We start from the raw sequence: 22,695 nt of genomic DNA on the forward strand, positions 1-22,695 counted from the left end.
GCCCTACTCCTCGATCTCGCCCTCGAGCGGCGTCGACACCGACTCGCGTGCGGCGGCGAGCTCCCGGGCGCGCTTGAGCGACAGCACGTCGAGCACGACGGCGATGCCGCCGCCGATCACGAGGCCGATCGAGACGCCCCACAGGGCGAAGTAGCCGAAGGTCGCGCCGAAGCCGACCTCGGGGTCGATCGGGAACAGCGAGGTCAGCAGGTACGCGGCGATCGCGCCGAGGCCCGCGCCGAGCACGAGGAACACCGGGATCTTCGGGGCGCGGCGCACCGAGACGCGCTGCTCCGACTCGGTGGCATCCGGGATCTCACGCTCGTTCGGGTCGGTCACGCATCCATTGTCCCGCGTTCCCGCGGGCGGCGCCGACGGCAACGGATGCTCGGAGCGAACGCTCTACGCCCGCCACTTCAGCGGCAGCAGCGCCCCGAGATCGGACCGCGACCCGGACGCGCTGATGCGCCCGGCGAGCAGAGCCTCCGACCAGAGGGCCGTGCCGGTCGCGATCTCGACCCACGTCGTCGGATCGGTCTCGACGACGTTCGGCGGGGTACCGCGCGTGTGCCGCGGGCCCTCGACCACCTGCACCGCGCCGAACGGCGGCACCCGCACCTCGACGGTGTTGCCGGGCGCCTCGTCGGAGAGCACCTGCAGCAGGTACCGCACGGCGAGCGCGGTGGTGTCGCGCGAGGCATCCGCGTCGAGCACGGCCTGCACGGCGACGGCTCCGGCGGCGGGATCGATGCGGGGGCGGGCCATGCTCCGACCCTACGACGGCCGCCGGCTGGGCGAGCTGCGCACTTCTTCGCACGCTGCGCAGTAGGAGGTGCGCACGCCGGCAAGACCTGCACATCGAGCGGCCCCGTCGGGCGAGTGGGGCCCACCTCGTCGGTCGAGCAGCGGGCGCAACCCGCGTATTGAGATCCGGCAGCACGCAAGACCCCGCCCGGAGGACCCCGAACCCCTGGCTACGCTTGTCCCGTGCGAATCCTCGTCCTCGGATCCGGCGCGCGCGAGCACGCCATCGTCACCGCGTTGCTCTCCGAGAACGCCGGCCACGACATCACGATCGCCCCCGGCAACGCTGGCATCGGCCTCGACGTGCCCGCGGTCGCGCTCGACGCCACCGACGCGGAGCTCGTCACCGAGTACGCCATCGACAACGACATCGAGCTCGTCGTCATCGGTCCGGAGGCCCCGCTCGTCGCGGGTGTCGCCGACGCGCTGCGCTACCGCGGCATCGCCGTCTTCGGTCCGGGCAGGGCCGCGGCTCAGCTCGAGGGCAGCAAGACCTTCGCGAAGCGGATCATGGACGCCGCGGGTGTGCCCACCGGCCGCGCCCACCGCGCCGAGACGCTCGAGGACGCGATCGCCGCGCTCGACGAGTTCGGCGCCCCCTACGTCGTCAAGGCGGACGGCCTCGCCGCCGGGAAGGGCGTGCTCGTCACGTCCGACCGCGACGCCGCCGTCGAGCACGCGACCTTCTGGCTCGCCTCGGGCGGCGTGCTCGTCGAGGAGTTCCTCGAGGGCCGCGAGGTCTCCCTCTTCCTGCTCAGTGACGGCCACGACGTCGCCCCGCTCTCCCCCGCTCAGGACTTCAAGCGCCTGCTCGACGGCGACGAGGGCCCCAACACCGGTGGCATGGGCGCCTACTCGCCGCTGCCCTGGCTGCCCGAAGGGTTCGTGCAGGAGGTCGTCGACACGATCGCGGTTCCCACGATCCGGCAGCTCGAGCACGAGCAGACCCCCTTCATCGGACTGCTCTACTGCGGCCTGATCCTCACGCCCGGCGGCATCCGGGTCATCGAGTTCAACGCCCGCTTCGGCGACCCGGAGACGCAGGTCGTGCTGCCGCGCCTCACGACGCCGCTGTCGACGCTGCTCTACGCGGCCGCGACCGGCACGCTCGAGGAGGCGCCGACCCCCGAGTTCTCCAGCGGCGCCGCCGTCACCGTCGTGCTCGCCAGCGAGGGCTACCCCGCCGAATCGGCGACCGGTCGCGTGATCGAGGGCCTCGACGAGGCGCTCCGTGTGCCCGGCGTCACGATCGCGCACGCCGCCACCCAGATCGTCGGCAACGACCTCGTCTCGAGCGGCGGCCGCGTGCTCAGCGTCGTCGCGAGGGGCGCGGATGTCGCCGAGGCCCGCGCTCGCGCGTACGAGGCGGTCGGCATGATCAGCCTCGAGGGCGTGCAGTTCCGCACCGACATCGCGGCGAACGTCTGATGGCCGGGCACGCGGCATCCGCCCTCGAGCTGCCGGGCTGGCGCCACACCTACTCCGGCAAGGTGCGCGACCTGTACGAGCCGGAGGACGGCGCCGCCGACCGGATGCTCGTGGTCGCGAGCGACCGCGTCAGCGCCTACGACCACGTGCTCGAGCCCGGCATCCCCGGCAAGGGCGAGCTGCTCACGCGGCTGTCGACGTGGTGGTTCGCGCGCCTCGACGTGCCCAACCATCTGCTCGACGAGCCCGTTCCGGCCGCCGTCGCGGGCCGCGCCTCGGTCGTCAAGAAGCTCGACATGTACCCGATCGAGGCGGTCGTGCGCGGCTACCTCACCGGCAGCGGCTGGGCGGAGTACCGCGAGCACGGCACCGTCTGCGGCATCCGGCTGCCCGAGGGCCTGCAGGACGGCGACCGTCTGCCCGAGCCGATCTACACGCCCGCGTTCAAGGCCGAGTACGGCGAGCACGACGAGAACATCACGTTCGAGCGCACGGTCGAACTCGTCGGCGAGGAGCGCGCCGCCGAGCTGCGCGACCTGTCGCTCGCGATCTTCGCGCAGGCCTCGGTAGTGTGCGAGGAGCGGGGCGTGCTGCTCGCCGACACCAAGTTCGAGTTCGGCGCCGACCCGGTCACGGGCGCGACGACCCTCGGCGACGAGGTGCTGACCTCCGACTCGTCGCGCTACTGGGACGCCACCGGCCCCCGCGGGCTGAGCTTCGACAAGCAGATCGTGCGCGACTGGCTGCGTGCCAACTGGGACGGCGAGGGCGTGCCGCCCACGCTGCCGCTCGAGATCGTCGAGCGCACGGCCCTCCGCTACGCCGAGCTGATCGACCGGCTGACCTCGCTCTGAGCCCGGCTGCCGCTCCGGCCCTGCCAGAATCTGTGCCGTGACTCTGCGGATCGAACAGGTGGACTGGGCGGATGCCGGCGCGAGCGAGCTGCGCGCGGAGCAGCGGGCCGAGATCGAGCTGCGCTACGGCACCCCCGACTCGGAGCCCGGCCCGGCGCCCAGCGCGAGCGACATCACGGCGTTCTTCGTCGCGTACGCGGAGGACGGCACCCCCGTCGGCTGCGGCGGGCTGCGCCAGCTCGATGCGTCGCACGGCGAGATCAAGCGGATGTACGTGCGCCCGAGCCACCGCGGCACGGGTGTCTCGGTCGCGGTGCTCGGCGCCCTCGAGAACGACGCCCGCGCCCGAGGCTGGGACCGCCTCGTGCTGGAGACCGGCGACGAGCAGCCCGACGCGATCCGGTTCTACGAGCGGGAGGGCTACGAGCTCATCCCGAACTTCGGCTACTACGTGGGCGAGCCGCTGTCGAAGTGCTACGGGAAGGCGCTGTAAGGGGCCTTGCCTTCCGTCAGGGGCCGAGGGGCCACGACCGGCGGCGGCAGGAATAGGCCCGAGTCATCCGCCGTTCCTCCGAGCATGACCGAGACGCTCGCCGCCGACACCTCGATGGGACCGGTGACTCTGCGCGTCGCCGACCTCGACCGGATGACCGCGTACTACCGCGACGCCGTCACCCTCGACGTGCTTGCGACGACCGAAAACGGGGCCGTGCTCGGCCGCGGCACCACGCCCGTCGTGATCCTCGAGCACGCGCCCGAGCTGAAGCACGCGGGGCCGCACGAGGCGGGGCTGTTCCACACCGCGATCCTGCTCGAGACGCGCGAGGCCCTCGCAGCGGCGGTGTACTCGGTCGCCTCGCGTCATCCGGGAAGCTTCACGGGCTCGAGCGACCACCTGGTCAGCCAGGCCTTCTACTTCGACGACCCCGAGGGCAACGGCGTCGAGCTCTACTGGGACCGCGACCGCACCCAGTGGAGCTGGGCGCACGGGCAGATCGAGATGTCGACGCTGTACCTCGACCCGAACGGGTTCCTCAACGAGCACCTCACCGAGGCGGCGGTCGCCGACCCGCGGATCGGCGGGGCGTCCGTCGGCCACGTGCACCTCTCGGTCGGCGACACCGCGACGGCGAAGCAGTTCTACGTCGACGTGCTCGGCTTCGAGCAGACGATCGAGATCCCCGGCTCGGCGGTGTTCGTCAGCGCCGGCAAGTACCACCACCACATGGCGATGAACGTGTGGAACAGCCGCGGCGCCGGCCGCCGGCAGCCGACCCTCGGGCTCGGACTCGTCGAGATCACCGTGCCCGCCGCCGACGACCTCGGCGCCCTCGGCGAGCGCCTGCGCCACTCCCGCATCCGGACACGCGACGACGGGCGCACCCTCGCCTTCGACGACCCGTGGGCGAACACGCTGCGGGTGACCGCGGCAGACTGAGGTCATGCTGACGACCCTCGACGAGGTCGCGGGCGTCGTGACGGATGCCGCGCGCGGCCGCCCCACCACCGTCATCGGCATCGCAGGCTCGCCCGGCTCGGGCAAGTCCACGATCGCGGAGCAGCTCGCCGCCCTCGTGCCGACGGCGACGGTGCTGCCGATGGACGGCTTCCACCTGCCGCAGGCGCGCCTCGTCGAGCTCGGCCGCCGCGACCGGATGGGCGCGCCCGACACCTTCCACGTCGACGGCTTCCTCGCGGTGCTGCGCGCGCTGCAGGGCGACGGGCCCGTCGTCGCGCCCGGGTTCGACCGCACGATCGAGGAGCCCGTGCCCGGCGCGATCACCATTCCGCCGGCCCCGCGGGTGGTGCTCGTCGAAGGCAACTACCTGCTGCTCGACCGCGGCGGGTGGGAGCACGCCGCCCCGCTGCTCGACCTCGCGCTCTTCGTCTCGGTGCCCCGCGACATCCGTCTCGCCCGCTTGATCGCCCGGCACGAGCGGTACGGCAAGGCGCCGGATGACGCGCGCGACTGGGCCCTCGGACCCGACGAGCGCAACGCGGTGCTGATCGAACCGACCGCCGCGCGGGCCGACCACGTCGTCGCCCTCGGCTGAGTGTCGTGGGCGGCGGGCAGGATGCGGCCATGAGCTCGCCGTTCTCCGTGCTCCCCGTCCGCCGGGTGGAGGAGCATCCGCTGACCCCGCTGCCGCGCGACTCGTGGCCGGGCACGCTGGCGCCCGTGCGGCAACTGCTCGACGAGGGCCTCGACCTCGCACCGGTCACCGTGCTCGTCGGCGACAACGGCGCGGGCAAGTCGACGCTCGTCGAGGCCATCGCCGTGGCGTTCGGACTGAACCCCGAGGGCGGCACGACGAACGCGCAGGTGCGCAGCAGGCCGTCGGAATCTCCGCTCGCCGAGCACCTGCGGCTCGTGCGCGGCGCGGGAGCGCCTAAGCGCGGGTTGTTCCTGCGCGCGGAGACGATGCACGGGCTGTACACGTACCTCGAGAACATCGGCTTCGGTGGCTTCCACGAGCGCAGCCACGGCGAGTCCTTCCTCGACATCGTGCTCGAGCGGTCGGGCATGCGCGGCTTGTGGGTCCTCGACGAGCCGGAGTCGGCGCTGTCGCTCTCCGGATGCCTCGCGCTCATCGGCCTGCTCCGCGACCTCGTCGCGGGCGGATCGCAGGTGCTCCTGTCGACCCACTCGCCGGTGCTCGCCGCGCTGCCCGACGCGGTGCTCTACGAGGTCGGCGAGTGGGGGCTGCGCCGGTCGGAGTACGACGACCTCGACCTCGTGCGCACGTGGCGGGCGTTCCTCGAGGCACCGCAGCGCTACCTGCGGCACCTCGACTGACTCGCGGCGCCGCTAGGCTCCGGCCATGAAGCGTCTGCTCGTCCGCCGTCCTTCGCCGCGTCTCGAGGACGGCGAGCTCACCCATCTCGACCGTCAGCCGGTCGACCCCGACCTCGCGCTCCGGCAGTGGGAGGCCTACGTCGACGCGTACCGCTCGCGGGGCTGGGACATCGTCGAGGTGGACGCCGCGGACCAGCATCCGGACGGCGTCTTCGTCGAGGACGTCGTCGTCATGTTCGGCGACCTCGCCGTGCTCACCAACCCCGGTGCAGAGTCGCGGCAGGGCGAGGTCGAGTCGATGGCGCGCACGCTCGAGCAGCTCGGCGTCGAGACTGCGCGCATCACGTCGCCCGGCACCCTCGAGGGCGGCGACGTGCTGAAGATCGGTCCGCAGATCTTCGTCGGGGCGTCGAGCCGCACCAACGCGGAGGGCATCGCCCAGCTCCGCGCGATCGTCGAGCCCCGCGGCTACGTCGTGACCGTCGTGCCCGTCACGAAGGTGCTGCACCTGAAGTCGGCCGTGACCGCGCTGCCCGACGGCATCGTGATCGGCTACCCGCCGCTCGTCGACGACGCGTCGCTGTTCGGGCAGTTCCTCTCCGTTCCCGAGGCGCACGGCAACGCCGTCGTCGTGCTCGACGAGCGCAGCGTGCTCATCTCCGACAACGCGCCCGAGACCGCGGAATTGCTGCGCGGCCGCGGCCTCGACGTGCTCGAGGTGCCGGTCGGCGAGTTCGAGAAGCTCGAGGGGTGCGTCACGTGCCTGTCGGTGCGGGTGCGCGAGCGGGAGTTCTGAGTTCGGCGGGGTGTCCGCTGCGGCGTTGAGCAACCGGGGTGAGCCGGGCCCCGGCTCACGGGCGCACCGGCTTCCCACTGCTCAGAGCACCCCGGCTGATCAGCCCGCAGCATCCGCGCTCTGCGGGTGCTGCAGCTTCCCGCGGCCCTCGGATGACCCCGGCCGAGCCTGCCCGCGGCATCCGCTTGAGCCGCTGTCTCCAGCTTCCCGCTGCCTCGGATTACCTCGGCCAAGCCTGCCCGCGGCATCCGCCCTACAATTGCAGCGGTCCCCCGCACTGAACCCCAAGGAGCCGCTGTGCCCACGATCGTCGTCGAGGTCATGCCGAAGGCCGAGATCCTCGACCCTCAGGGCAAGGCTGTCGCCGGTGCCCTCGAGCGCCTCGGCAAGTCCGCGTTCACGGGCGTGCGTATCGGCAAGCGGTTCGAGCTCACCACCGACGGCCCCGCCGACGAGGCGCTCCTCACCGAGGTGCGCGAGCTCGCGGTCGAGATGCTGTCGAACTCGGTCATCGAGGACGTCGTCTCCGTGAGCGTGCTCGACGAGAGCCCCGCCGGGGAGACCCACTGATGCGTATCGGCGTCATCACCTTCCCCGGCTCGCTCGACGACGTCGACGCCCGCCGCGGCGTGCGCCTCGCCGGCGCCGAGCCCGTCGCGCTGTGGCACGGCGACCACGACCTGCAGGGCGTCGACGCCCTCGTGCTGCCCGGCGGCTTCAGTTACGGCGACTACCTGCGCGCGGGCGCCATCGCGTCGCGCTCGCCGATCATGGCCGAGGTCATCGACGCGGCGAACTCGGGCATGCCCGTGCTCGGCATCTGCAACGGTTTCCAGATGCTCGCGGAGGCGCGGCTCGTGCCCGGCGCGCACACTCGCAACGCGCACCAGCAGTTCATCCGCCGCGACCAGGTGCTGACGGTCGAGAACGCCTCGACGGCGTGGACCACGCACTTCGAGCAGGGCGAGGAGATCATCGTCCCGCTCAAGAACGCCGACGGTCGCTTCGTCGCCGACCCCGCCACGATCGAGCGCATCGAGGGCGAGGGCCAGGTGGTCTTCCGCTACACGCACGTCAACCCGAACGGGTCGATCAACGACATCGCGGGCGTCTGCAACGAGCGCGGCAACGTCGTGGGACTCATGCCCCACCCCGAGCACGCGACCGAGCCGGGCTTCGGCCCCGACACCGAGGCCGCGATGGCGTCGGGCGTCGACGGGCTGCGGTTCTTCACCTCGGCGCTGGACGCGCTGCTCGCGCGGGCGTAGGCCCCCGGGCGGTCGAGCCCGCGTCCGCGGGCCGAGACCATCGACGCCGGGCCCGAAAGCTCAAGAATGCGCAGTGGCACCAAAGGCGCACTAGGCGTATCTGCGCTCTCGCGCGGGCGGTCCTCGTCCTCAGTCGTCAGGCGCGCGTAGTACCTCACAGGCAGCGACGCCAGGGCCGCCCTCGCAGTGGCGGCCCTGCACCCTGTCGGCGTGAACCAGCGATCCGCACTGCCGCCGACCCTCGGCCGGGCCTTCACCGTGGCGGAGGCCCGAGCTGCGGGTGTGACCCGGAATCGGCTCGCCGCCACAGACTTAGCAGCGCCCTTCCACGGGCTTCGCACCCCCGCTGCTCCGGCGGGCCTCGTCGGCCGGGCGGGTGCGAAGGCTCGCTGCCTCGCGCTCGAACCGGTCCTCCGATCGGGCGACAGGTTCTCGCATCTCACCGCGGTCGCGCTCCTGGACCTCCCGCTCCCTCTGGGTTTCGCCGACCCTACCGTGCACGTCTCGGCGGCCGCACCGCTCACGCCTCTCCGGCGACGCGGAGTGACCGGGCATCGGACGACCGACCAGGGCGCCTGGTCGCCCTTCGGGCTCCCCGTCTCCGAGCCGATTCGGCTGTTCGTCGAGCTGCACGCGCTTCCGCTGGTGGACATCGTGGCGGTCGCCGACGCCATGGTGCACGTGCCGCGGTACCGCCGCGCGACCGACATCCGCCCGCTCGCAACGGTCGAGCAGCTGGTCGAAGCGGCCGAGAACCATCGTGGTCGCGGTGCCCGCGCGTTGCGCACTGCCGCCGGCCTTGCCCGCACCGGTGTCAGTTCTCCGTTCGAGACCCGACTCCGGCTGCTCGCCGTCTCCGCGGGGCTGCCCGAGCCCGAGACGGACCTCGCAGTCAGGAACCGCAGCGGTAATCTCATCGGCTGGTTCGACATGGGGTGGCCCGAGCGCCGTCTGCTCCTCGAGTACGACGGCGAGCAGCACCGCACGGACAGTCGCCAGTACGAGCACGACCAATACCGGTTGGAGTCGGCTCACCTCGCCGGCTTCCGAGTGATCCGGGTGAGGAAGGCCGGGATTCTGGCGAGCCCCGGGGCGACGCAGCACCGGATCAGGGTGGCGTACGAAGACAGCAGGCAGTACGACGTTCGTTGAGAGCGCAGGGAGGCATAGTGATGCCTGCTTGCGACTGCTCAGACCCGAGCTCTCGGAGTCGGGAGGGCGGTTGCGGGAAGTCGCACCACCCGGTACCCCGACCCCCGCGCACCACCCCGCCCCGGTCCCCCGCCGCGCCGGTAGGATCGAGCCCCGTGAGCACCGAGACCAGCGGCCAGAGCGTGAGCGCCGAGACGACGCCGAACCCCGATGCGCCGGTGGTGCAGGTGGGTCCGGATGCCGGCACCGAGACCGGCCAGGCCGGCGACGGCGCCCGGCCGGGCAGCCGCCCCGCGGCATCCGTCGACAGTGTCGCCAACGCCGTCGCGACGCCCGACAAGGAGCAGCCCTACGCCGCCCTCGGGCTGAAGCCCGACGAGTACCAGCGCATCCGGGAGATCCTCGGCCGCCGCCCCACGAGCGGCGAGCTGGCCATGTACTCCGTCATGTGGAGCGAGCACTGCTCCTACAAGAGCTCGAAGATCTACCTGCGCCAGTTCGGCCAGAAGGTCAGCCCCGCGATGAAGCAGCGGCTGATGGTCGGCATGGGCGAGAACGCCGGCGTCGTGGATGTCGGCGAGGGCTGGGCGGTCACGTTCAAGATCGAGTCGCACAACCACCCGAGCTACGTCGAGCCGTTCCAGGGCGCGGCCACGGGTGTCGGCGGCATCGTCCGCGACATCATCTCGATGGGCGCGCGCCCCGTCGCGGTCATGGACCAGCTGCGCTTCGGCGCGATCGACCACCCCGACACCGCCCGCGTGGTGCACGGCGTCGTCGGCGGCATCAGCTTCTACGGCAACTGCCTCGGCCTGCCGAACCTGGGCGGCGAGACCTACTTCGACCCGGTGTACCAGGGCAACCCGCTCGTCAACGCGCTCGCGGTCGGCGTGCTCCGCCACGAGGACCTGCACCTCGCCAACGCCCGCGGCGTCGGCAACAAGGTCGTGCTGTTCGGCGCCCGCACGGGCGGCGACGGCATCGGCGGCGCGTCGATCCTCGCATCCGACACGTTCGAGGACGGCGGCCCGACCAAGCGTCCCGCCGTGCAGGTCGGCGACCCGTTCGCCGAGAAGGTGCTCATCGAGTGCTGCCTCGAGCTGTTCAAGGGCGAGCTCGTCGAAGGCATCCAGGACCTCGGCGCCGCCGGCATCAGCTGCGCGACCAGCGAGCTCGCCTCGAACGGCGACGGCGGCATGTACATCGAGCTCGACAACGTGCTGCTGCGCGACCCCACGCTCACCGCCGAGGAGATCCTCATGTCGGAGAGCCAGGAGCGGATGATGGCGGTCGTCCGTCCCGAGAAGCTCGACGCGTTCCTCGCGGTCACCAAGAAGTGGGACGTCGAGACGAGCGTGCTCGGCGAGGTCACCGACACCGGCCGCCTCGTCATCAACTGGCACGGCGAGGAGATCGTCAACGTCGACCCGCGCACTGTCGCGGTCGACAGCCCCGTCTACGAGCGCCCCGTCGAGTACCCGAGCTGGATCGACGCCCTCAACGAGGACACCGCGGCGAACCTCCCCCGCCCGACGGCCGGCGACGACATCAAGGGCGACGTGCTCGCCCTCGTCGCGAGCGCGAACCTCGCCGACAAGAGCTGGATCACGAACCAGTACGACAAGTACGTGCTCGGCAACACCGCGCTGAGCTTCCCGGATGACGGGGGCATGGTGCGCGTCGACGAGGAGTCGGGCCTGGGCTTCGCCGTCGCCACCGACGCGAACGGCCGCTACTGCCAGCTCGATCCGTATGAGGGCGCCCGCCTCGCCCTTGCCGAGGCGTACCGCAACGTCGCCGTCACCGGCGCCACCCCCGTCGCGGTCAGCGACTGCCTCAACTTCGGCAGCCCGGAGAACCCCGAGGTCATGTGGCAGTTCAAGCGGGCCGTCGAGGGCATCAGCGACGGATGCCTCGAGCTCGAGATTCCCGTGACCGGCGGCAACGTCTCGTTCTACAACCAGACCGGCGACCAGCCGATTCACCCGACGCCCGTCGTCGGCGTGCTCGGCATCGTCGACGACGTCGCCCGCCGCATCCCGTCCGGTTGGCAGGACGACGGCCACAACATCTACCTCCTCGGCACGACCGACCTCGAGCTCGACGGCTCGGCGTGGGCCGGGACCGTGCACGGACACCTCGGCGGCCGCCCGCCGAAGGCCGACCTGCAGCGCGAGAAGGACCTCGCCGGTCTGCTTCACGGCGCCGCGCAGGAGTCGCTCATCGGTAGCGCCCACGACCTCGCCGACGGCGGTCTCGCTCAGGCGCTCGTCGAGAGCGTGCTGCGCTTCGGCATCGGCGCGCGCGTCTGGCTCGGCGACATCCTCGACCGCGACGGCGTCGACGCCGCGACCGCGCTGTTCAGCGAGTCGACCGGCCGCGTGATCGTGTCGGTGCCGCGCGAGGACGACGTTCGCTTCCTCGGGCTCTGCGAGGGCCGCGGCTACCCCGTGCTCCGCATCGGCGTCACGGATGCCACGAGCGACACGCTCGAGGTGCAGGACCTGTTCACGGCCTCGATCGACGAGCTGCGCGAGGCCTCGCGCGGCACGTTGCCGCAGTACTTCGGCGCGACGATCGGCTGATCGACCCCGCAACCGACGAGGGCGCTCCCGCTGCGGCGGGGGCGCCCTCGTCGTTACTCCCGCACGGCGGCGCGACCCTACCCGCCCTACCGGCCATGCACCGCACGCACCCGCGCGCCGAAACACGGCCGCAACGAGACGCCGGTACGGTTCACCGGGCGCCACGGCGGCGTCGGGAAGGCGGAGCATCATGGCCATCTGGAAAACGCACGGAGACGGTCGCACCGTCGAGGCATCCGCGATCGTCCTTCCGGAGGAGCGACTGAGCTGGCCGCGCACGATCGGCCTCGGCGCTCAGCACGTCGTCGCGATGTTCGGCGCGACGTTCCTCGTGCCGCTGCTCACCGGGTTCCCGCCGTCGACGACGCTGCTGTTCTCCGGGCTGGGCACGCTGCTGTTCCTGCTGATCACCAAGAACCGGATGCCGAGCTACCTCGGCTCCTCGTTCGCGTTCATCGCGCCGCTCGTCGCGGCCGTCGAGTCGAACGGCCGCGGCGTCGCGCTCGGCGGCGTGATCGTCGTCGGCATCCTGCTCGCCCTCGTCGGTGTGATCGTCAACCTCTCGGGCACCCGCTGGCTCTCCGCGGTGATGCCGCCCGTCGTCGCCGGCACGATCGTCGCGCTGATCGGGTTCAACCTGGCACCCGCCGCGAAGAACAACTTCGAGGCCTCCCCGGTCATCGCGTCGATCACCCTGCTCACGGTCGTGCTCGTCTCGGTGCTGTTCAAGGGACTCATCGGGCGCCTCGCGATCCTCATCGGCGTCGTCGTCGGCTACGCGGTCGCCGCGCTCGCGGGTGAGGTGACGCTCGACCTGACCGGCGTCGCCTGGTTCGGCCTGCCCGAGTTCACCCTCCCGGTGTTCGACCTCGCCTACCTGCCCGTGTACCTGATGTTCGTGCCGGTCGTGCTGCCGCTCATCGCGGAGAACCTCGGCCACGTGAAGGGCGTCGGCCAGCTCACCGAGCGCGACCTCGACCCGCTCGCCGGACGCACCCTCTTCGCCGACGGCCTCGCCACGGTGATCGCCGGCATCGGCGGGGGCTCGCCCACCACCACGTACGGCGAGAACATCGGCGTCATGAGCGCGAGCCGCGTCTACTCGACCGCGGCCTACTGGGTCGCGGGAATCGTCGCGATCCTGCTCGGCCTCTCCCCCGTCGTCGGCGCGATCATCTTCTCGGTGCCCGCCGGCGTGCTCGGCGGCATCACGACGGCGCTCTACGGCCTGATCGGCATCATCGGCGTGCGCATCTGGGTCGAGAACCGCGTCGACTTCAGCCGTCCGAAGAACCAGTTCTCGGCGGGCGTCGGCCTCATCATCGCGATCGGTGACTTCACCCTCAACGCGGGCGCGGTGTCGTTCGGCGGCATCATTCTCGGCACCGTCGCGTCGCTCGTGATCTACCACCTGATGACGTTCCTCGGGCGGCTCCGGGGCACGGACGTCCCGGGCGCGGCGCACTAGCGTCGCGGAGCGATCGGGAGGGCCGGGCATTCACGCTCGGCCCTCCCTCGTTTCAGACCTCGAACGTCCGCCCGGTCCAGTCCTCCGACAGCTCCCACAGCCGCCGCCCGAACTCCGGCGAGGCGGATGACTCGACGGGCTGCTGCAGCACGGGCCGCCCCTTCAGCAGGTACTGCGGCCCGACGTACTCGCCGCCGACGAGTGACGGGTCGAGCGCGGCACGCACGATGGGCGCGGCGCCCCGGTTCTTGCCCTGGGCGGCGGCGGCCATCGGTGTGAGCGCGACGCGGGCGAGCGGGGTGACGTCGTTGATCCCTTCGCGGCGCTTGGAGAGCGTGTCGAGCGACAGCCCGGGGTGCGAGACGACGGTGGTGACGTCCCGTCCGGCGGCCCGTGCCCGGCGGTCGAGCTCGAAGCCGAAGCCCTGCGCCATGTGCTTCGAGAAGCCGTAGGAGCGCCAGAAGCTGTACTTGCGCTCGCTCTGCAGGTCGTCGGCGTCGAGCGGCACCTGCACGGTCGCGAGCGACCCGAGCGTGACGACGCGGCTGCCGGCCGTGCGGGCGAGCGCCGGCCAGGCGAGCGCCGTGAGCAGGAAGTGTCCGATGTAGTTCGTGCCGACGGTCATCTCGTGGCCGTCGCGGGTGATCTCGCGCCAGCGCGAACCCGACGTGATCCCCGCGTTGAGCACGAGGCCGTCGAGGCGCCCGTACTCGGCGAGGGCCTCACCCGCGCGCCGGATGGAGGCGAAGTCGGCGAGATCGAGCTGCACCGCGTCGAGCGAGGCGCCCGGAACGTTCTCGCGAATGCGCTGCTGAGCGGCCGCCGCCCGCTCGAGGCTGCGCGAGGCGAGCACGACGTGGGCGCCGGTCGACGCGAGCTGCTCGCTCACGAAGTAGCCGAGGCCGGCGTTGCCGCCGGTCACCACGAAGGTGCGGCCGGCCGAAGCGGGAAGGCGGGAGGGAAGCCAGGTCACCTGATCGACCCTAGGAGCGGATGCCTGGGGGTCGCCCGCCTGCCGCCTGTGAGACGGCCCGCGCCGGGTCATCCGTTCGCCGGACGCACCTCGTAGATCAGCCGGGCGAATTCGCCGACCGCGGTCGCGGACACCAGGTGCAGCCGATCCGACTCGATCCGCCGCGGGAACAGCGGCGCCCCGCCCGTCAGCGCGACCGGCGCCACCGAGATCGCGATCTCGTCGAGCGCGCCGGCGTCGAGGAACTGCCCGGCGAGGTCGCCGCCGCCGACGACCCAGATGTCGCCGTCGCCGGCCGCCTCGCGGATGGCGGGCAGCACGTCGGCCACCGACCCTGAGACGAAGCGGATGTCGGCGCCCTCGGGCTTCGGCAGCTGCCTGCTCGTGAACACGAACACGGGCTTGTCGCCGTGGAACTCGCGCCACTTCTCCGGGTTCGCGAGGATGTCTGACTCGGCGAGCACCCACTCGTACGACGTGGAGCCCTCGACCATCACGGTCGCGGTCTGCGGCAGCAGTTCCGCGTCGGCGGACTCGCCGCCGGGCACGGCGAAGAGCCATGCCAGCGAGTTGTTCTCGTCTGCGATCCAGCCGTTCAGGCTCGTCGCGGTGTCGAAGATGATCTTCCCCATGCGCGCAGGTTAGGAGCGACCACCGACACCGTCACTCGGCGGAGGTGGGGGCTCCGAGCGCCTCGTGGTGCTGGATCACCTCGGCGACGATGAAGTTCAGGAACTTCTCGCTGAAGTCGGGGTCGAGCCGGGACTCCTCGGCGAGCGAGCGCAGGCGGGCGATCTGCACACGCTCCCGCTCCGGGTCGCTCGCCGGCAGCCCGCTCGCCGCCTTGAGCCGCCCGACCTGCTGGGTCAGCTTGAAGCGCTCGGCGAGCATGTGCACGAGAGCGGCGTCGATGTTGTCGATCGAGTGCCTGATCTCGGTGAGCTCCTCGAGCACCTCGCGCTCGTCACCGCTCAGCGGCCTGCCGGTCAGATCCATCGGTCGAGCGTCCATGGGTCGAGCGTAGCGAAGCCCACTCCTTCCGCGGCGGTCAGGCCAGCGAGGCGAGGGTCGGCGTGAGCTCGTCCGCGAGTTCCCGCGCGAGGTAGCCGAGCGGGCCGATCCGCGCCGCGAGTCGGTTGCCGGCCGCGCCGTGCAGGTAGGTGCCCCAGACGGATGCCTCGAGGGGCGACGCCCCGCGCGCGACGAGCCCCGCCACCGCGCCAGAGAGCACGTCGCCGCTGCCCGAGGTGCCGAGCCCCGGACCGCCGACGGGGGCGGTGAGGAGGCGGCCCGAGCCGTCCGCGACGTAGTCGCGGCACGTGACCACGGCGTCGAAGCGGCGGGCGATCTCGGCGACATCCGCCGCCAGGTCGTCGACGTCGCGCCCGAGCAGGAACCCTGCCTCGGTCTCGTTCGGGGTGAGGATGAGCGGGCCGCGTACGGCCGAGCGCAGTTCGTCGTGCGTCGCCAGGCAACCCAGCGCGTAGGCGTCGAGCAGCACGGGCGTCTCCGCGTCGAGCATCGGCACCAGGTGCTCGAGCAGCGTGGCGGCCTCGTCCGGATCGTCGAGCCCGGGGCCGACGACGACGACGCCGGCCTCGGTCTCGCCCTTCAGCGCGTCGGCGGCGGTGCCCGCGACGCTGCCACCGGGTGTCTCCGGCAGCCCGACGACGCCGGCTTCGGGGAACGCGACGGCGAGGGCGGGCGCGACCGACTCGGCGACGGCGATGGTCAGCCGCCCGGCGCCGACCCGCAGCGCGCCGTGGCCGGCGAGGGCTGCGGCGCCCGGGGTCTTGCGGGCGCCGCCGACGACGAGCACGTCGCCGCGGTCGTTCTTCGAGCTGCCCGGCTGCGGCAGCGGCATCGAGGCGAGCAGGGCGCGGTCGACGGTTTCAGACGCGGGTGCCATCGGTCTCTCCTCGGTGGGTGGTGATCTCGGCCAGGTGAGCGACGTCGTTGACGCTCTCGGCGGTCCAGCCGCCGGCGGTGCGGGCCAGGCGGGTGAGGGCGGCGTTCGGCATGGGGTTCGCGCGCGCCTCGTCGAGCAGGGGGCGCTCCTCGAACCGCTCGCACACGTAGCGGAACAGCGTCACCACGGCGTCGTGGGTGACGACGAGCACCTCCCCGTCGACGTCGTCGAGGTCGCGCAGCAGGCTGCGCAGCCGCAGCGCGACATCCGCCCACGACTCGCCGCCCGGCGGGCGGTAGTAGAACTTGCCGTGCCAGCGCCGGCGCTCGGCCTCGGCGGGGTGGAGCGCGTCGACGCCGCGCGACGTCAGCGCATCGAGGATGCCGAGTTCCCGGTCGCGCAGCCGCTCGTCGACCGTGACCTCGGGGCTGAAGCCGGCGGTCTCCAGCGCGATCGCAGCGGTCTGACGAGCGCGGACGTAGGGCGAGACCCACACCTGCTGCGGCGCCGGCAGCGTGGCGAGGTGGCGGCCGGTCGCCTCCGCCTGCCGGCGGCCGAGCTCCGTGAGCTCGACGTCGGCGTCGCGGGCCGGCACGGCGATGCGCTCGTCGCCGCGGCGCTCCGCCTCGGCGGCGGCCACGTTGGCCTCGCTCTCGCCATGTCTCAGGAGCGTCAGCCGCGTGACCGTCATCCCCTCACGCTAGCCCTGGCGACCCGAAGGTTAACGCGGACGCGGTACGACGGGTCCGGATGCCGCGGCGAGCCGCTTCTCGAGGCCCGCCCGCACGCGCGGCCAGTCGTCCACGATGACGCTGAACACGGCGGCGTCGCGCCACGAGCCATCCGCCCGTCGCTTGTCGCGGCGCACGATGCCCTCGAAGGTCGCGCCGATGCCCGCGATCGCGGCGCGGGAGCGCTCGTTCAGCACGTCGGCCTGGATTTTCACGCGGCCGAAGCCCGAGTCGAACGCGAGCCCGAGCAGCAGCAGCTTCGTCTCGGCGTTCACCGCGGTGCGCCAGACCTCGGGCGCGTAGGCGGTCCAGCCGCGGTGGGTCGCCTCGTTCGGCTCGTCGAAGTCCCCGAGCGTCGAGGTGCCGACGACGAGGCCGTCGGCCGGTCCGCCGACGAGGCGGACGACGTAGGGGTTGTTGCGCTCCCGGTTGTAGTACGCGTCGGCGAAGGCGCGGAAGTTGGCGGCATCCGTGGGCAGCCCGGCCGGACCGCCGCCGTAGCCGCCGGCGAAGACCTCGGGCCGGGCGATGGCGGCGAAGAGGTCGCCGTAGTGCTCCTCGGTCAGCGGTTCGAGGCGCACGAAGCGCCCGCTCAGCGAAGCGGGCGTGGGGCGACGGGCCGACACGGTCGAGCGGGTCGCGAGCTCAGTTCGCGAGGGGCAGCTCGGCGGCCAGCGGCAGGTCCTGGTCGAGGATCACCTGGTTGCCGACCCCCGTCGTCGCGTTGACCACGATGGGCGCGAGCAGGTTGACCCGGATGCCGGCGTCGTGCGGCGTCGCGACGAGGAGCACGAGGGCGTCCTCCGGTGCGGTGATGCCGAGGCGCGAGGCATCCTCGTCGGAGAGCTCCGGCTGGTACGTCGCCGCGTGCACCGACGCGTCGAGCACGAACACGCGCAGCGGCCCGTCCGTCGACTCCATGGCGAAGACGCCGGGGGCGCCGTCGAGTTCTCGGAGTTCGAAGCTGCGGTGCGGGGCGAGCCCGGGCGGCGGCTCGAGCAGGCTGAGGGTGGCGCTCATCGGAGGTAGTCCAGGAGGGTGGCGGGCAGGGCTCGGGCGGTGACGGCGAGGGCGCGCTGGTAGGCGTTCTCCTGGAACTGCAGCTCGAGCAGCTGCTCGGCGAGGTCGAGGTCCTCGACGCCGGCGCGGCTCGTCTCGAGCTCGACGTTGCGGGCCATCAGATCCTCCTGCGTACGGAGCACGAGCGAGTGCCGCGAGCCGACCTCCGCGCTCGCGCCCACGATACCGGCGGTGACTTGATCGAAGCGCGCGATGTCGCCGGAGATCGAGGTGCCCAACTTCAACTTCGCGGCCAGATCGTCAAGCACCCGGAACACGCTGTTGTCGCCTTCGCCGAAGATCTTCGCGCCGTCGGCATCCACGCGGACGGTCACGCCCTCCGCGATCTCGCGGTTCACCACACCGGACACCGGTGTCGCGTCGTAGTCGGGGCCAGATCCGAACGCGCTGCCCGCGTCGCTGGTGCCCGCGAAGACGCTGCGGCCGAGGTACGTCGAGTTGGCCTGCTGAAGAAGGCTGTCGCGCAGGCCGGTGAGCTCTGCCGCGATCGCGTCGCGTGCCGTCTGCGACATCGAGCCGTCGTTGGAGCCCTGGAGCAGCAGCACGCGCGCCCGCCCAACGAGCTCGGTGCTGCGCGAGAGCGCCGAGTCGATCGTGGTGAGCCAGCCCTCCGCATTGTCGGCGTTGCGGGCGTGCTGCGCGTTGGCGGCGATGTCGGACCGCACCTGCATGCTCGTCACCGCGCCGCGGGGGTCGTCGGAGGGCTTGCCGATCGCGGCGAGCGACGAGGCCCGCTCCTGCGCGACGGCGAGCGTGTTCTTGCTCGACTGCAGGTTGCTCTGCGCGGCGCGCAGCAGCGACTGATCCGTGATCCGTCCGATCATCAGCGGCCCACCACTCCGGTGCGGTTGATCAGCACGTCGAGCATCTCGTCAACGGTCGTCAGCACGCGGGCCGCACCCTGATACGCGCGCTGGTACATCAGCAGGTTGACGTTCTCCTCGTCCATGTCGACCGCGGCCCCCGACTGCTGGGCGTCCACAGCGGTCGATGCCGCGAGATCGGCGAGTTCGCTCGCCTTCGCCGCGTCCCGCGCCTGCGTACCGATTGAGGAGACGAAGTCGGCCCAGACGCGACCGGCCCCGGCGTCGGTGCCGCGGAGTTTCGAGATCGACTCGGCGATCGAGCCGTCGAGGGCGCCCGTGCCGGCGGTGACGTCGGCCGCTTGTTCCGGCAGGACCCTCAGCGTTGCAGCGGTCACCGGCGCAGTCTCGTCGAAGAACTTGTAGGGCACGTTCTTCTCGGCGTACACACCGTTGACGGTCTCGACGAGCGCGGCAGCAACAGCGTCGTAACTGTTCACGGCCCCGCGTATCGGCCCGTCCTCACCGAGCACCGACAGCGCGCCGGCGACTTCGCCGCCGCTGACGGTCACTGCCACGCCGGTGCGGTGGGTCCATTCGATCCGAACGGAGGCCGTCGGGGCATCGCTGTAGGTCCTGTCGCCCGCGACGGTGAGGCTCCGCGCCGTTCCTCCGGACACAAGCGCGTCCCCGTCGACCACGACGTCGACGGTCCCGTCGGCCTGAGGCCGCAGCGTGGCGCCGAGGGTCGCGGAGAGGTCTGCGGCGAGCACCTCGCGTCGGTCGAGCAATTCGTTCACGGAACCGCCCGCCGCGAGCCCGTCGCGGATCTGCACGTTGAGTTGAGCGAACCGGGCCGCGGCGTCGTTCGCGGAGGCCACCAGCGCCTCGGCATCCGACCGCGCCTGTGCCCACTGCGTCGTCAGGGCCTCGCGCCCGGCAGCGAGCTGGGACACGAGCGTGCCGGCGGTCTGCAGCAGCACGGAGGCAGGCGCCGCCTCCCCGGGCTCGTTCGCAACGTCGGCCCACGCCGACCAGAAGGCATCGAGCCGAGCCGAGAGCCCGCCCTCGCCGGGTTCGTGCGTGCCCTTTTCGATCGCCGCGAGGGCGCCCGCGCGGAAGGACGTGTAGCCCGCGGTGGCGGCGGTGAGGCGCACGCGAGCGTCGAGCTGCCCGTCGCCGAGCCGAGCGATGGAGTCGACCGCGACTCCCGCCCCCGCGCGGGGCGACACCGACGGCGGTGCGGTGATCGCCGAGCTCACGACGCGCTGGCGCGTGTAGCCCTCGGTGGTCGCGTTCGCGACGTTCTGCCCGACGACGTCCATGCCGGCGCGCGCGGCGACGAGCGCGGTGTAGGCCGAGTTGAGGCCGGAGAAGCCGCTCACAGGTCCTCGTCGAGGAAGCGCGCGACGTCGCCGTCTCGGCGCGTGGCCGGCGGCTGGTGGTCGGCGATGGTCTCCTGGGTGGAGCGGAGCGACGACCGCAGCAGCTGCTCGTTGGAGGCGCGGAGCTGGGCGACCTGGTCGGCCAGTTCCACGAGGGCGCGGAGGTGCGAGGAGAGCAGGTCCGACCAGGTCGGCTGGTTCTTCACGTCGGCGAGGTCGCGCAGCGTGGCATCCGCCGGCAGACCCCACTCCTCGGCGAGGGCCTCGCTCTCGAGGGTGCGGGCCAGGCTGGCCTCGCGGAGGGAGCGCACGACGTGCTCGACCTCCCGGCTCGAGCGCTCGACCCAGCGCGAGCGGCCGGCGGTGAGCAGCAGCTGCTGCACCTCGAGCTTGAACACCAGCAGCTCGAGCCACTCGCGTTCGCGCCAGAGCAGTGCGGAGAGCTCGGTCGCGCCCATGGGATTCCCCCTCGTGTTCGCCGACGCGAGCCCGGGGATGGTCCCGGCCCCGATGTCCTCCATCTGCAGCTGCATGACGAGGACAATCGGCCGTAGTTCCCGGAATGTTAGCCCCGTCAACTGACAATTCCTGTACCCCGAATGTCCTCTTCGCGTGCCCTGTCCCACCAATTGGGAGGTCCCCCGTACTGGGGGGGTGGCGTTTCGTTGTAGCGGCACATCGGTACTGGTTCACTGACGCTCGCGCCTCGCGAAATACAGAGACACGCGCAACACCGTCTCTTACCGAGGCGCCGCAGCGTGATCTCCGATGACGGCGACGCGCGATGTCGGATGCGGCATGTACCCCATGCCGCATGCGGAGAAGCACGAACGGACGGGGAAACGCCATGGTGGACAGACGGGAACGCAACGCGCTCGTCGTCGAGAACCTGCCCCTCGTCGGGTATCTGGTCAGCGAGGTGGCCGCCCGCGCGACCCACCTCTCACGGGACGACCTCGCCTCGGCCGGGTCGCTCGCCCTCATCACGGCGGCGGACTCATTCGACGACACGCTCGGCGTGCCCTTCGGCGCCTACGCCCGTCGGCGCATCGTCGGAGCCCTCGCCGACGAGATGCGCGCCAACGACTGGGCCGGCCGCGGCACCCGCAAGCGCATCAAGGAGACGCTCGCGGTTCAGGACACCCTGACCCACGCCCTCGGTCGCACGCCCACCGTCGACGAGATCGCGGAGTCGCTCGGGGTCGACCGCGACACCGCGAAGGACACGCTGACGGACGCCGCGCGCACCGTCACCACTCTCGACGAGGTCGACACGGTGCTCGTCTCGCGGGAGACGATGCCCGAGGAGAGCGCCCTGCAGGCGGAGCGGCTCCGCCACCTGCGCGCGGCGCTCGAGGCCCTGCCCGAGAAGATGCGCTACATCGTCGAGCAGATCTACGTGCACGACCGCCCCGTCGGCGAGATCGCCGACGAGCTCGGCGTGACGCACTCGGCGGTGTCGCAGCAGCGCACGCAGGCGATGAAGCTCATGCGCGACGGGCTGACGCACCACTACGGCGACGAGGGCGTTCCCGCTCCCGCCGCCGCTGCCTCGACCGCCGCCCGGACCGCGTACCTCGCGCGCCTCGCGGAGAACGCGCTGCTGCGACTCGGTCCGCGCACGCCGCTCGCGGCGGGTCAGTCCGTCTCGTGAAAAAACTTCTGCTATCGCGCTAACGGCTCCCGCGCCGCCGCCGATAGCTCCCCTCGTCAGGCCACGGATGGCCTTTCGGTAACCGTCATGCATCAGGGAGGAAACCAATATGGGCATGCAGATCAACACCAACGTTGCGGCACTCAACTCGTACCGCAACCTCAGCAACACGCAGAACGACCTGTCGAAGTCGCTCGAGAAGCTCTCGAGCGGTCTGCGCATCAACCGCGCGGCTGACGACGCCGCCGGCCTCGCGATCTCGGAGGGCCTGCGCTCGCAGGTCAGCGGCCTCAACCAGGCCGCCCGCAACGCGCAGGACGGCATCAGCGTCATCCAGACGGCGGAAGGCGGGCTGACCGAGGTTCACACCATCCTGCAGCGTATGCGAGACCTGGCGGTGCAGGCCGGTAACGACTCCAACAACGAGCAGTCCCGCGAAGCTATCACCGCTGAAGTGACGGCCCTCACGGAGGAGCTCACCCGCATCGGCGAGACGACCAACTTCAACGGGATTTACCTGCTCGCCGGCGACACGGACGGAGCGGCAGGAGCGGTTAACGGAACCTCCCTCAGCTTCCAGGTTGGCGCGGGCGCTGACGAGTCCAACCAGATCACCATCAATCTCACGGGCGCCGACGTTGACACGGTGGTGACCGGACTCAATGGAGTCGACCTCACCACCGCTGGTGGCGCCGCGGATTCCATCGCCCTGATCGATGCTCAGATCACCGCTGTTTCCGCGGCTCGTGGCGACCTCGGTGCGGTGCAAAACCGCTTCGAGTCGGCCATCCGCAGCCTCCAGGTCTCCTCGGAGAATCTGTCGGCCGCAGGATCGCGCATCCGCGACACCGACATGGCGTCCGAGATGGTCAAGTTCACGCGTGCGAACATCCTGTCGCAGGCCGGCACCGCCATGCTCGCGCAGGCGAACCAGTCGAACCAGGGCGTTCTGCAGCTCCTCGGCTAGTAGCTGAGCAGGGGGCGATCGGCGACGGCACAAACCGCGTC

Annotated in this window: 26 protein-coding genes; 14 read left to right on the forward strand and 12 right to left on the reverse strand. The window is 71.5% G+C overall.

The genetic code is table 11. The features are described 5' to 3' along the window. Positions 1-3: 3 nt before the first annotated feature. Both JUB10_RS07120 and JUB10_RS07125 read right to left on the reverse strand, forming a co-directional pair. On the reverse strand, positions 4-339 hold the full coding sequence (locus JUB10_RS07120) for a hypothetical protein (protein ID WP_207455008.1): 336 nt from the start codon (positions 337-339) through the stop codon (positions 4-6). 63 nt (positions 340-402) lie between these two features. Further along, on the reverse strand, positions 403-765 hold the full coding sequence (locus JUB10_RS07125) for a sterol carrier family protein (protein WP_207455009.1): 363 nt from the start codon (positions 763-765) through the stop codon (positions 403-405). 222 nt (positions 766-987) lie between these two features. Between JUB10_RS07125 and purD the strand changes: the two genes are divergently transcribed. From purD to JUB10_RS07185, 12 genes are all read left to right on the forward strand, one after another. Further along, the gene (purD, locus tag JUB10_RS07130) at positions 988-2,232 is read left to right on the forward strand and encodes a phosphoribosylamine--glycine ligase (RefSeq protein WP_207455010.1); all 1,245 of its coding nucleotides are present in this window, start codon (positions 988-990) and stop codon (positions 2,230-2,232) included. Beyond that, entirely contained in the window at positions 2,232-3,086 is an 855-nt protein-coding gene (locus JUB10_RS07135; RefSeq protein ID WP_207455011.1) for a phosphoribosylaminoimidazolesuccinocarboxamide synthase, read from the forward strand. Before purD ends, JUB10_RS07135 begins: the two co-directional genes overlap by 1 nt. Before the next feature lie 37 nt (positions 3,087-3,123). Further along, the gene (locus JUB10_RS07140) at positions 3,124-3,579 is read left to right on the forward strand and encodes a GNAT family N-acetyltransferase (RefSeq protein ID WP_207455012.1); all 456 of its coding nucleotides are present in this window, start codon (positions 3,124-3,126) and stop codon (positions 3,577-3,579) included. Positions 3,580-3,663: 84 nt separating this feature from the next. Then, complete coding sequence (locus tag JUB10_RS07145; protein WP_207455013.1) at positions 3,664-4,524, forward strand: VOC family protein; 861 nt, start codon at positions 3,664-3,666, stop codon at positions 4,522-4,524. Between the two features lie 4 nt (positions 4,525-4,528). Then, positions 4,529-5,140: a nucleoside/nucleotide kinase family protein gene (locus tag JUB10_RS07150; protein WP_207455014.1), complete on the forward strand. Its 612-nt coding sequence runs from the start codon at positions 4,529-4,531 to the stop codon at positions 5,138-5,140. Between the two features lie 29 nt (positions 5,141-5,169). Continuing rightward, positions 5,170-5,883 (forward strand): AAA family ATPase, encoded by a 714-nt coding sequence (locus tag JUB10_RS07155; protein WP_207455015.1) that lies wholly within the window; start codon positions 5,170-5,172, stop codon positions 5,881-5,883. A 25-nt stretch (positions 5,884-5,908) separates the two neighbouring features. Continuing rightward, positions 5,909-6,679: a dimethylargininase gene (gene ddaH, locus JUB10_RS07160; RefSeq protein ID WP_207455016.1), complete on the forward strand. Its 771-nt coding sequence runs from the start codon at positions 5,909-5,911 to the stop codon at positions 6,677-6,679. Positions 6,680-6,976: 297 nt separating this feature from the next. Beyond that, positions 6,977-7,249 carry a phosphoribosylformylglycinamidine synthase subunit PurS gene (gene purS / locus JUB10_RS07165; protein WP_207455017.1) on the forward strand — a complete coding sequence of 91 codons (273 nt, stop codon included), beginning with the start codon at positions 6,977-6,979 and terminating at the stop codon, positions 7,247-7,249. Continuing rightward, positions 7,249-7,947: a phosphoribosylformylglycinamidine synthase subunit PurQ gene (gene purQ, locus JUB10_RS07170; RefSeq protein ID WP_207455018.1), complete on the forward strand. Its 699-nt coding sequence runs from the start codon at positions 7,249-7,251 to the stop codon at positions 7,945-7,947. The genes purS and purQ overlap by 1 nt, the downstream gene beginning before the upstream one ends. Positions 7,948-8,133: 186 nt before the next feature. Continuing rightward, positions 8,134-9,099, forward strand: coding sequence for a DUF559 domain-containing protein (locus tag JUB10_RS07175; protein WP_207455019.1), 966 nt, complete (start codon positions 8,134-8,136; stop codon positions 9,097-9,099). A gap of 227 nt (positions 9,100-9,326) precedes the next feature. Beyond that, positions 9,327-11,684, forward strand: a complete 2,358-nt coding sequence (purL, locus tag JUB10_RS07180; protein WP_207455977.1) for a phosphoribosylformylglycinamidine synthase subunit PurL — start codon at positions 9,327-9,329, stop codon at positions 11,682-11,684. A 190-nt stretch (positions 11,685-11,874) separates the two neighbouring features. Next, positions 11,875-13,152, forward strand: coding sequence for a uracil-xanthine permease family protein (locus tag JUB10_RS07185; protein ID WP_207455020.1), 1,278 nt, complete (start codon positions 11,875-11,877; stop codon positions 13,150-13,152). Between the two features lie 52 nt (positions 13,153-13,204). Here the strand turns inward: JUB10_RS07185 and JUB10_RS07190 are convergent, their stop codons facing one another. The 10 genes from JUB10_RS07190 to flgN form a co-directional block, all read right to left on the reverse strand. Further along, positions 13,205-14,125 carry an SDR family NAD(P)-dependent oxidoreductase gene (locus JUB10_RS07190; protein ID WP_307859135.1) on the reverse strand — a complete coding sequence of 307 codons (921 nt, stop codon included), beginning with the start codon at positions 14,123-14,125 and terminating at the stop codon, positions 13,205-13,207. Positions 14,126-14,193: 68 nt separating this feature from the next. After that, positions 14,194-14,757 carry a dihydrofolate reductase family protein gene (locus tag JUB10_RS07195; RefSeq protein ID WP_207455022.1) on the reverse strand — a complete coding sequence of 188 codons (564 nt, stop codon included), beginning with the start codon at positions 14,755-14,757 and terminating at the stop codon, positions 14,194-14,196. A 31-nt stretch (positions 14,758-14,788) separates the two neighbouring features. Beyond that, positions 14,789-15,136 carry a chorismate mutase gene (locus tag JUB10_RS07200; protein WP_242682324.1) on the reverse strand — a complete coding sequence of 116 codons (348 nt, stop codon included), beginning with the start codon at positions 15,134-15,136 and terminating at the stop codon, positions 14,789-14,791. 37 nt (positions 15,137-15,173) lie between these two features. Continuing rightward, positions 15,174-16,034 (reverse strand): NAD(P)H-hydrate dehydratase, encoded by an 861-nt coding sequence (locus JUB10_RS07205; RefSeq protein ID WP_207455023.1) that lies wholly within the window; start codon positions 16,032-16,034, stop codon positions 15,174-15,176. Then, positions 16,018-16,725, reverse strand: a complete 708-nt coding sequence (locus JUB10_RS07210; RefSeq protein WP_207455024.1) for a histidine phosphatase family protein — start codon at positions 16,723-16,725, stop codon at positions 16,018-16,020. Before JUB10_RS07210 ends, JUB10_RS07205 begins: the two co-directional genes overlap by 17 nt. Before the next feature lie 30 nt (positions 16,726-16,755). Continuing rightward, positions 16,756-17,346 (reverse strand): GNAT family N-acetyltransferase, encoded by a 591-nt coding sequence (locus JUB10_RS07215; RefSeq protein WP_307859136.1) that lies wholly within the window; start codon positions 17,344-17,346, stop codon positions 16,756-16,758. Positions 17,347-17,410: 64 nt separating this feature from the next. Further along, the gene (fliW, locus tag JUB10_RS07220; protein ID WP_207455026.1) at positions 17,411-17,785 is read right to left on the reverse strand and encodes a flagellar assembly protein FliW; all 375 of its coding nucleotides are present in this window, start codon (positions 17,783-17,785) and stop codon (positions 17,411-17,413) included. Next, entirely contained in the window at positions 17,782-18,669 is an 888-nt protein-coding gene (locus JUB10_RS07225) for a flagellin N-terminal helical domain-containing protein (RefSeq protein WP_207455027.1), read from the reverse strand. The genes fliW and JUB10_RS07225 overlap by 4 nt, the downstream gene beginning before the upstream one ends. Further along, on the reverse strand, positions 18,669-20,033 hold the full coding sequence (gene flgK / locus JUB10_RS07230; protein WP_207455028.1) for a flagellar hook-associated protein FlgK: 1,365 nt from the start codon (positions 20,031-20,033) through the stop codon (positions 18,669-18,671). The genes JUB10_RS07225 and flgK overlap by 1 nt, the downstream gene beginning before the upstream one ends. Beyond that, complete coding sequence (gene flgN, locus JUB10_RS07235) at positions 20,030-20,566, reverse strand: flagellar export chaperone FlgN (protein ID WP_242682325.1); 537 nt, start codon at positions 20,564-20,566, stop codon at positions 20,030-20,032. Before flgN ends, flgK begins: the two co-directional genes overlap by 4 nt. 317 nt (positions 20,567-20,883) lie before the next feature. Between flgN and JUB10_RS07240 the strand changes: the two genes are divergently transcribed. Then, complete coding sequence (locus tag JUB10_RS07240) at positions 20,884-21,687, forward strand: sigma-70 family RNA polymerase sigma factor (protein WP_207455981.1); 804 nt, start codon at positions 20,884-20,886, stop codon at positions 21,685-21,687. Positions 21,688-21,796: 109 nt separating this feature from the next. Continuing rightward, entirely contained in the window at positions 21,797-22,654 is an 858-nt protein-coding gene (locus JUB10_RS07245; RefSeq protein ID WP_207455029.1) for a flagellin N-terminal helical domain-containing protein, read from the forward strand. Positions 22,655-22,695: the final 41 nt, after the last annotated feature.

Origin of the sequence: Desertivibrio insolitus (genome assembly GCF_017355965.1) — a bacterium.
Lineage (GTDB): Bacteria > Actinomycetota > Actinomycetes > Actinomycetales > Microbacteriaceae > JAFIQW01.

Coding starts and splice junctions, on each gene's coding strand:
- JUB10_RS07150 (WP_207455014.1), top strand. CDS start 4,529: ATGCTGACGACCCTCGACGAGGTCGCGGGCGTCGTGACGGATGCCGCG.
- JUB10_RS07195 (WP_207455022.1), bottom strand. CDS start 14,757: ATGGGGAAGATCATCTTCGACACCGCGACGAGCCTGAACGGCTGGATC.
- JUB10_RS07225 (WP_207455027.1), bottom strand. CDS start 18,669: ATGATCGGACGGATCACGGATCAGTCGCTGCTGCGCGCCGCGCAGAGC.
- flgN (WP_242682325.1), bottom strand. CDS start 20,566: ATGCAGCTGCAGATGGAGGACATCGGGGCCGGGACCATCCCCGGGCTC.
- fliW (WP_207455026.1), bottom strand. CDS start 17,785: ATGAGCGCCACCCTCAGCCTGCTCGAGCCGCCGCCCGGGCTCGCCCCG.
- ddaH (WP_207455016.1), top strand. CDS start 5,909: ATGAAGCGTCTGCTCGTCCGCCGTCCTTCGCCGCGTCTCGAGGACGGC.
- JUB10_RS07155 (WP_207455015.1), top strand. CDS start 5,170: ATGAGCTCGCCGTTCTCCGTGCTCCCCGTCCGCCGGGTGGAGGAGCAT.
- purQ (WP_207455018.1), top strand. CDS start 7,249: ATGCGTATCGGCGTCATCACCTTCCCCGGCTCGCTCGACGACGTCGAC.
- JUB10_RS07245 (WP_207455029.1), top strand. CDS start 21,797: ATGGGCATGCAGATCAACACCAACGTTGCGGCACTCAACTCGTACCGC.
- JUB10_RS07135 (WP_207455011.1), top strand. CDS start 2,232: ATGGCCGGGCACGCGGCATCCGCCCTCGAGCTGCCGGGCTGGCGCCAC.
- JUB10_RS07125 (WP_207455009.1), bottom strand. CDS start 765: ATGGCCCGCCCCCGCATCGATCCCGCCGCCGGAGCCGTCGCCGTGCAG.
- JUB10_RS07145 (WP_207455013.1), top strand. CDS start 3,664: ATGACCGAGACGCTCGCCGCCGACACCTCGATGGGACCGGTGACTCTG.
- JUB10_RS07185 (WP_207455020.1), top strand. CDS start 11,875: ATGGCCATCTGGAAAACGCACGGAGACGGTCGCACCGTCGAGGCATCC.
- JUB10_RS07200 (WP_242682324.1), bottom strand. CDS start 15,136: ATGGACGCTCGACCGATGGATCTGACCGGCAGGCCGCTGAGCGGTGAC.
- JUB10_RS07210 (WP_207455024.1), bottom strand. CDS start 16,725: ATGACGGTCACGCGGCTGACGCTCCTGAGACATGGCGAGAGCGAGGCC.
- JUB10_RS07205 (WP_207455023.1), bottom strand. CDS start 16,034: ATGGCACCCGCGTCTGAAACCGTCGACCGCGCCCTGCTCGCCTCGATG.